Source organism: Variovorax sp. GW823-FHT02B07 (assembly GCF_058797695.1).
In genome coordinates this window covers 586,976-595,059 of sequence record NZ_JBXAJX010000004.1, presented here as the reverse complement: position 1 = coordinate 595,059, position 8,084 = coordinate 586,976, and the positions used below count along the sequence as shown (strand labels likewise).

General features: G+C 69.9%; 10 protein-coding genes. 6 read left to right on the top strand and 4 right to left on the bottom strand.

The annotated features are described in order from the left end of the window. On the bottom strand, positions 1–572 hold a 572-nt coding region (locus AC1RGU_RS23530; protein WP_492700402.1), incomplete at its 3' end, for a contractile injection system protein, VgrG/Pvc8 family. Positions 573–695: 123 nt separating this feature from the next. Then, positions 696–1,583, bottom strand: coding sequence for a LysR family transcriptional regulator (locus tag AC1RGU_RS23525; protein ID WP_492700400.1), 888 nt, complete (start codon positions 1,581–1,583; stop codon positions 696–698). Positions 1,584–1,699: 116 nt separating this feature from the next. Between AC1RGU_RS23525 and AC1RGU_RS23520 the strand changes: the two genes are divergently transcribed. From AC1RGU_RS23520 to AC1RGU_RS23500, 5 genes are all read left to right on the top strand, one after another. Further along, positions 1,700–2,263 carry a DUF6306 domain-containing protein gene (locus AC1RGU_RS23520; protein WP_492739356.1) on the top strand — a complete coding sequence of 188 codons (564 nt, stop codon included), beginning with the start codon at positions 1,700–1,702 and terminating at the stop codon, positions 2,261–2,263. 41 nt (positions 2,264–2,304) lie between these two features. Beyond that, the gene (locus AC1RGU_RS23515) at positions 2,305–3,003 is read left to right on the top strand and encodes a CBS domain-containing protein (RefSeq protein ID WP_492700396.1); all 699 of its coding nucleotides are present in this window, start codon (positions 2,305–2,307) and stop codon (positions 3,001–3,003) included. Between the two features lie 68 nt (positions 3,004–3,071). Continuing rightward, entirely contained in the window at positions 3,072–3,764 is a 693-nt protein-coding gene (locus tag AC1RGU_RS23510) for an RNA polymerase sigma factor (RefSeq protein ID WP_492700394.1), read from the top strand. Between the two features lie 38 nt (positions 3,765–3,802). After that, entirely contained in the window at positions 3,803–4,372 is a 570-nt protein-coding gene (locus tag AC1RGU_RS23505; RefSeq protein ID WP_492700392.1) for a ferritin-like domain-containing protein, read from the top strand. After that, the gene (locus AC1RGU_RS23500; RefSeq protein WP_492700390.1) at positions 4,369–4,776 is read left to right on the top strand and encodes a c-type cytochrome; all 408 of its coding nucleotides are present in this window, start codon (positions 4,369–4,371) and stop codon (positions 4,774–4,776) included. The genes AC1RGU_RS23505 and AC1RGU_RS23500 overlap by 4 nt, the downstream gene beginning before the upstream one ends. Here the strand turns inward: AC1RGU_RS23500 and AC1RGU_RS23495 are convergent. After that, positions 4,763–6,076 carry an aminotransferase class V-fold PLP-dependent enzyme gene (locus tag AC1RGU_RS23495; RefSeq protein ID WP_492700388.1) on the bottom strand — a complete coding sequence of 438 codons (1,314 nt, stop codon included), beginning with the start codon at positions 6,074–6,076 and terminating at the stop codon, positions 4,763–4,765. The genes AC1RGU_RS23500 and AC1RGU_RS23495 overlap by 14 nt on opposite strands. 4 nt (positions 6,077–6,080) lie before the next feature. After that, complete coding sequence (locus AC1RGU_RS23490; RefSeq protein ID WP_062481835.1) at positions 6,081–6,983, bottom strand: amino acid ABC transporter substrate-binding protein; 903 nt, start codon at positions 6,981–6,983, stop codon at positions 6,081–6,083. A gap of 133 nt (positions 6,984–7,116) precedes the next feature. Between AC1RGU_RS23490 and AC1RGU_RS23485 the strand changes: the two genes are divergently transcribed. Next, the gene (locus AC1RGU_RS23485) at positions 7,117–8,043 is read left to right on the top strand and encodes a LysR family transcriptional regulator (protein WP_492700385.1); all 927 of its coding nucleotides are present in this window, start codon (positions 7,117–7,119) and stop codon (positions 8,041–8,043) included. Positions 8,044–8,084: the final 41 nt, after the last annotated feature.

Below are 8,084 nucleotides of genomic sequence, written 5' to 3'. Positions count from 1 at the left end.
TACTGGGTGCAGTAGGTGCGAACGGGGGCGTCGGCGAGGAAACCGTTCACTTCGGAAGAGAAGGCCCAGCTGCCGGCCTCGGCGTACGGGGCGAGCACGCGTTCGATGATGTCCGCGACGCTGCGCTGCTGGAAGACCTGGCTGCGCCCTTGCTGGGTGGTCAGCCAGAGCCAGGGCACCAAGGTCAGGCGGTAGCGCGCTAGGCCGCCATCGGAGCCGAGCGACTCGACGGCGCGAATCAATCCAGTGCGCTTTGCGAGCGAGCCATTGGCCAGCACCGTAACCAGCGTCAGGGGCTGGTCGATCAGCGATGAAAGCGCCAGGTCCGCGCGCAGGCTCAGGCACACGATGCGCAGCTCGAACAGCTGTGACACCGCCTCGCGCTGCACCCAGCCCTCCACGCGCAAGGCCTCGATGCTCTCGCGCGCGGCGGACGAAGAAGATGAAGCAGCACTCGGCGCTTCGAGGCGATACAGCCGCGCCGCCTGGCTCAGCTCGGCCCACAGGGCGCTGCGGTCAGCGGAAGGTGACGACGAACGCGTGCGCACAGGCACGCTGCCGTGGTTGGACATGAAACTCCCCGAACTTATTTTTCTTCCCCGCGTTGCGCGGGGTGGCATGCGTCCGATTGTCGGAGTCCCGGTGGCCCGAGCGTAAGTACCTGAAAGTAGCACCCGGCGATGCAGGACGGCGCCTCAGTCCGGCGAATGCACGCCGCTGCCCTGGCGCCCCTCTTCCGCTGCCGCCACCAGCCGCAGCCCGCCGCGCACGCGCGCCAGCGTCTCGTTCTCGCGCTGCGGCGCATACACGGCGTGGGCCGAATGCGAGAACTCGGGCGCGCCCTCCACCAGCCGCAGCCGGCCGTCGGCCAGGAAGGGCCGCGCGACGCCGATGCGGAAGTAGCCCGCGCCGCCCACGGCGAGCAGGTAGGTGAGCGCCAGCGGCCCGAGCGAGATCGACACCGGCGCGTGGGCCAGCTCCGGGAACGCGGCCTCGTGGTTGGCCGCGAAGGCCGGGCTCCAGTCGACCGACACGTAGCGCGTGCGGTCGAGCCGGCCTTCGGGGTCGGTGGTGACCATCACCAGCCGCTCCTCGGCCAGCAGCTCGGCCACGAGGCCGGGGCGCTGCGGCGGGTTGTAGAGCACGGCCAGGTCGAGCGCACCGCCCTGCACGGCGTCGAGCAGGCGCTGCGCGCTGTCGACCTCGGCGCGCAGCGCGATCTCGGGGCAGACGCGGTGCATCCAGATCAGCCAGTCGGCCAGCAGCGGATGCCACAGGCTGGGCTCGCTGCCCACGCTCACGCCCTCCTCGATCCCCGGCGGCAGCGCCACATGCTGGCGTGCGCGCTCCCACACCTGCACCAGCGTGGTCGCGTGCGCCACGAAGCGCTCGCCCGACGCGGTGAGCCGCGCGCCGGCCTTGTTGCGCACGAACAGGCGCCGCCCGAGCTGGTCTTCGAGCAGGCGGATGCGCGCGCTGACGGCGGTCTGCGTCAGATGCAGCCGCTCGGCCGCGGCCACGAAGCTGCCGGTGGTCGCGACTTCGAGAAAGGTGCGGGCGAGGCCGATGTCCATCGGATTCATATTAGTTTTTTTGCACTCATTTGCAATGAACATTCATTGGCTTGGGGAGAAGCATCGGTTCACCATGGGCAGGCACACGTTTCCAGGAGCCTTGTCCCATGCGTCCCCTGCCGCCCATGCCCCACGCCGCCCCGCCCGACGATGCCGCCCCGCCCTTCGCCGACACGCCCGCCGCGCTGCGCGCGCAGGGGCTGCGTTTTCCCGAACGGGTGGAGGTGTCCTCGCCGGTCTGCTATGCCGATGAGCTCGACGCGGCCTACCGCGACGCCGGCAACCGCGAGGAGTTGCTGGCCGCGCTGAACGAGCTGCTCGAAGCCGAGCGCGCCGGCGCACGCATCACGCTGCGCAGCGCCGCCGAGACCGACGACCCCGCGCTGCAGCGCCTGGTGACCGACATCCACCGCGACGAAGTGCGCTGGTGCGGCGTGCTGATCGACGCGATCCAGTCGCTGGCCGCCACGCCCAGCACGCGCACCGGCGCCTTCTACGAGCGCGCGATGGCGGTGCCGGAACTGGGCGCGCGCCTGGCGCTGCTCAACCGCGGCCAGGGCTGGGTGGTGCGCAAGCTGCAGGCGCTGCTGCCGCGCATCGTCGACGCGCACATCCACGGCGAGCTGACGGCCATGCTGGCGTCGCACCGGCAGAACATCGCGCGCGTCGATGCGCAGCAGGCACCCTAGGCACCACAGGCCCCGCGCGGGCCGCAGGAAGGAGCTTCATCATGAATGCACAGGACGTCATGACCTCGCCAGTCTTCACCGTCGCGCCGGACACGCCGGTGCGCGACATCAGCGCGCTGCTGCTGGCGCGCCACATCAGCGGCGTGCCGGTGCTCGACCAGGGCGAGGTGGTCGGCATCGTGAGCAAGTCCGACCTGCTGCACCGCTACGAGGCCGAGCCCGGCGGCGCGCCGCCGCACCCGTGGTGGCAGCGCTGGGTGCAGCGCACCGCACCGCCGCGCGACTACGTGCGCGCGCACGCCCTGCGCGCGGCCGACCTCATGACGCGCGAGCCGGTGTCGATCGCCGAAGACCTCTCGCTGGCCCGCGTCGCGCAGCTGCTGACCGCCTACCGCATCCAGCGCCTGCCGGTGGTGCGCGGGCGCCGGCTGGTGGGCATCGTGACGAGCGGCGACCTGGTCAAGGCGCTGCTGCGACAGGCCGAGGCCGATACCTCGAGCGCCGATGCGTGCGACGACGCGCAGATCCTGGCGCGCCTCGTGGCCGAACTGGAGCGGCAGACCTGGTGGAGCCGCGCGTGGTCGCATGTGTCGGTGGACAACGGCATCGTGATGTACCACGGCATGGTCGGCAACGAGGCCGAGCGCGACGCGGCGCGCGTGGCGGCCGAGGGCATCGCGGGCGTGCGCGGCGTGGTCGACGAGCGGCTGTGCACGATCGAATGGCAGACGATGGTCTGAAAGGCAAAAAAGAAAGTTGCAACACGGCGCGGGGGTGCGCCATCCAATGGGCAGAAGGAACTCACCGCATGCCGCCCACCGCCCTGCCCCTGACTGCCGATGCCGACGCGAAGGCGTCCGACGCCGAACTGGCCGCACGCGCCGCGCAGGGCGACACGCAGGCCTTCGCGCGCATCATGCGGCGCCACAACCAGCTGCTGTTTCGCACGGCGCGCGGCATCCTGCACAGCGACGCCGACACCGAAGACGCGCTGCAGGACGCCTACCTGCGCGCCTGGCGCGCCATCGGCGGCTTCCGTGACGAAGCAAAGCTCTCGACCTGGCTGGTGCGCATCGTCATCAACGAGGCGCTGGGCCGCCTGCGCCGCCGCGGCGCGCAGGTGATTCCGCTCGACGGCGGCGTGGACCCGGGGGACGACGACGCCCCCGACACGCAGCTCGCCGACGACCCCGACCGCCAACCGGAGCGCCTCGCCATGCGGGAAGACCTTCGCCGACTCATGGAGCGCCGCATCGACCGGCTGCCCGACGCCTACCGCACCGTGTTCGTGCTGCGCGCGGTGCAGGAACTCAGCGTCGGCGAAACCGCCGAGGCGCTGCAGCTGCCCGAGGCCACGGTGCGGCTGCGCTTCTTCCGCGCCCGCAGCCTGCTGCGCGAAAGCCTGTCGCGCGACATCGACCTGGCGACGGGCGACGCCTTCGCGTTCGACGGCGCGCGCTGCGACCGCATCGTGGCGCGCGTGCTGGCGGCGCTGCCCTGATGGCTTCCCACAACCACCACCCCCGAGGAGACCCCACCATGTCCTTTTTCCTGATGCCCACCCCGGCCGCCGCGCGGCGCGCCTTTCTCGGCCACTCCGGCCTGATGCTGTCGGGCGCCGCCGTGGCGCTGCTGGCGGGGCGCGACGCGCTCGCCGCCAAGAGCGGCGGTGCCACCGGCAACGACGTGCAGATCCTCAACACCGCGCTCGGCGCCGAGCTCGAGGCCATCGCGGCCTACCAGCTCGGCGCGGAAAGCAAGCTGCTCGAGAAGCCCGTGCTCGACCTCGCCGTGACCTTCCAGGGCCACCACAAGGAGCATGCGGACCTGCTGGCCAAGACCATCGCGAAGCTCGGCGGCAAGGCCGTCGCGGCCAAGGCGCGCTACGACTTTCCGGTGGCACAGCTCAAGTCGCAAGCCGACGTGCTGCGCTTCGCCGCGAAGCTTGAGCAAGGCGCCGTGAGCGCCTACCTGGGCGCGGTGCCGCTGTTCGGCAACCGCGAGCTGTCGAAGGCCGCGGCCAGCATCCTCGGCGACGAGGCGATGCACTGGGCCATGCTGCGCCAGGCGCTCGGCGAGGCGCCGGTGCCTTCGGCGTTCGTATCGTGAGCCGTGCGGCGCGCGGGCTCGCTGCGAGCCTGCTGGCCGCATGGGCCTGTGCGGCTGCCGCAACGCCCGACGCGGTGCGCGGCGAACAGGTCTACGCGCGTTGCCAAGCCTGCCACGCGCTGGCCGCCGACCGGGTCGGGCCGCGCCACTGCGGCCTGTTCGGCCGGCTCGCCGGCAGCGTGCCGGGCTTCGCGTACTCGGAGGCGATGAAGAAGTCGCGCATCGTGTGGAACGACAAGACGCTCGACCGCTTCCTCAGCGCCCCGCTCGCGATGGTGCCGGGCAGCAGCATGACCTACGACGGCGTGCCCGACCCGCGGGACCGCGCCGACCTGCTCGCGTACCTGCGGCAGGCGAACGACACGCCGGCCTGCGCGGCGCTGGCGCACCCTACGCCGCGCTGACTGCAGGCGTGAAAGCGCCCGCGATCTCGCGCGTCACGCGCAGGAAAGCTTCCATCTCACCCACCGTGTGGCAGTGCAGCGGCGACACGCGCACGGTGCCTTCGAGCCCGAAGGATTCGAGCATCCGCTTCGAGTAGATGCTGCTGGCCACGCGCTCGTACACCGTGACGCCGCGCTGGCCGTACTCGACCACGGCCTGCGTGCAATCAAGGCCGTCGAAGCCGATGCCCAGGATCAGGTCGCGCTGCGTGAGGTCTTCATGGTCGAGGAACACCTGCACGCCGTCGAGCGCGCGCAGGCCCGGCGTCTGCGCGGTGCCGTCGAGCAGCGTCGCCAGCAGCGCGCGCTCGTGCAGCTCGATGCGCTCGATGCCCGCCACGAAGCGCGCCCGGCGGTCGGTCGCATCGGTGAAGTGGCCGCCGAGCCAGCCCACGTAGTCGACGATTTCGGTGAGCACCGCGAACTGCCACGGCGCCGAGCTGCCCAGCTCCCAGTGGCCGGGCTTCTTGCCGGCCAGCTTGTGGTGCGGCAATGCAGCCGCGCGCTCCGACATCCACGAGAAGCCCGAGCCGCGGCAGCCGAAGAACTTGTAGGGCGCGAGGTTGATGCCGTCCACCGGCGTCTGCTGCAGGTCGATGACACCGTGCGGCGCGTGCTGCACGGCATCGACGAGGATGTACAGGTCGGGCTTGATCTCGCGCGCGCGCCGCACGATGGCCGCCATGTCGAGCTTGGCGCCCGAGATGTTCGACGCGTGGATCACGTTGAGCACACAGGTGTTCTCGTCGATCAGCCCCACGATGGCGTCCACGTCGACGCCGCCGGTGACGGGGTTGCTCTTCGCCACGCGCAGCTCGCGCCCGAGGCGTTCGGCATACAGGCGCATGGCGTCGAAGGCCGACGGGTGCTCGAGCGCGGTCGTGACCATGTTCGTGCCCGGCACGTTCTCGGCCACCGCGCGCACCATGTCGAACATCGCGCCCGAGGCGGTGAGCGAGGGGTACACGCTGCCGCCGGTGGCGTTGAGGATGGTGCGCAGGTCGTCGGCGCCGCGCGCCTGCATGGCCTGCAGCTCGACGGCGGTGGCGTGGATGCGCTCGGCGTTGTCGGGAATGGCGTCGACCAGCGCGAAGCGCTCGACCGCGGCCTTCAGCCGGAACGAGCCGCCGGCGTTGTCGAAGTACAGGCGCTCGCGGCCGTGGTGGTCGCGTTCGATGCCCAGGAAGCGCTCGCGCACCTGGCGCATCAGCGCATCGGAAAGGAGCTCGCCTCGGGGCAGGTCCGCACGTGTGGCTGCCATGGTGTCAGACGCCCTTGTTGTTGGGGTTCTTGTAGATCTCGCGCACCGCGTCCGTCATCGGGAAGTTGAGGTTCGCGTTGCGCGGCGGGATCGGCGAGAGGAACCACTTGGTGTACAGCTGCTCGATGGCGCCCGACTTCATGAGGCCGTTGACGGTCTCGTCGACCAGCGCCTTGAACTCGGGGTCGTCCTTGCGCAGCATGATGCCGTAGGGCTCCTGGCGCAGCGACTCCTTGAGGATCTTGTAGTCACCCGGGTTGGTGGCGCTGGCGATCATGCCGGCCAGCTGCACGTCGTCGAGCACGTAGGCATCGGCGCGGCCGGTGGACAGCAGCAGGAAGCCGTCGGAGGTGTCCTTGCCCGCGATCTCGTTCACCTCGATGGTGCCGCTCTTGCGCGCACCGCGCAGCAGCTGGATCGACGTGCTGCCCGAGACGGTGGCCACGTTCTTGCCGTTGAGGTCGGGCAGCGCGTTGATGCCCGAGCTCTTCTTCACGGCGGCCGTGATGTTGGTGACGAAGTGGCTGGGCGCGAAGTCGACCTGCGCCTGGCGCTGCGTGGTGTTGGTGGTGGTCGCGCAGTCCAGGTCCACGGTGCCGTTCTGCAGCAGCGGGATGCGGTTGGTCGAGTTGAGCATGGTGTAGCGCACCTCGATCTTCGGCAGGCCCAGCTTGGCCTTCACCGCATCGACGATCTTCAGGCAGATGTCGTTGGTGAAGCCGATGGGCGCGCTGTCGGCGCTGAGCTTGTACGAGAACGGGATCTGGCTGTCGCGCGCGCCGATCTGGATCGTGCCGCTGTCCTTGATCTTGCGCAGCGTGCCGGCGTCCTGGGCGCTGGCGGCGCCGCAGGCGAAGACGAGGGCGAGTGCCAATGCGAAAGGTGCGAGAGGCAGTTTGAAGTCCATGGTGTGTTCCTTGGGTTGCAATGACGGTGGCCTGGCGCGCATCTTCTGCGTCTCGACGAATTTCTAAAAGCGATTTTTTGTGATCGAATCGCATGAAGAAAAGCGTTCTTTCTTTCAGGAGCCGCCCGCCGTGATGACCTTCAAGCAACTCGAAGCCCTCTACTGGATCGCCCGTCTGGGCGGCTTCGCGCAGGCGGCCAACCAGCTGCACACCTCGCAGTCGGCCATTTCCAAGCGCGTGCACGAGCTGGAGCAGCTGTTCGACACCGAACTCTTCGACCGCAGCCAGCGCACGGCGCGCCTCACCGAAAAAGGCGAGGAGATGTACGTGCTCGCCAGGAAGCTGCTCGACCAGCGTGACGCCGCCGTCGAGCAGTTCGGCAAGCCCGGCGTGGTGGAGCGGCGCATCCGCCTGGGCGTGACCGAGCTCACCGCCATGACGTGGCTGCCGCGCCTGGTCGGCCTGATCCAGCAGCACTACCCCAAGGTGATCCTCGAGCCCGACGTGGACGACAGCCTGCAGCTGCGCGACAAGCTGTTGGCCGACGAGCTCGACGTGGTCATCGTGCCCCACACCTTCGCCGACTCGCGCATGCAGAGCAAGGTCATCGGCCGCGTGAAGAGCGCGTGGATGTGCAAGCCCGGCGTGATTCCCTCGACCGCGGCCACCGGCACCGTGCGCCTGCACGACCTCGCGCGCCACCGCATGCTGGTGCAGGGCAACAACTCGGGCACCGGCCGCGCCTACGACGCATGGATGAAGGACCAGGGCGTGCAGCCCGCCAATGCGATCGTGGTGAGCAACCTCGTGGCGCTCACGGGCCTCACCGTGTCGGGCCTGGGCGTGAGCTACCTGCCGCGCGAATGCCTCGCGCCGCTGGTTGACGCCGGCATGCTCGAGGTGCTCGAAGTGACGCCCGCGCTGCCCGTGGTGCGCTACGTGGCCATGCACAAGGGCGAGCACCGCAGCGCGCTCACATCGTCGATCGTGATGCTGGCGCAGGCGTGCTGCGACTTCACGCGCATGTTCCAGGCGCAGCCGGAAGAAGAGGCCTCGTAGGGTTCGCGCGCTGCGCCCGGCGGGCCCAGGACACTGGGTGC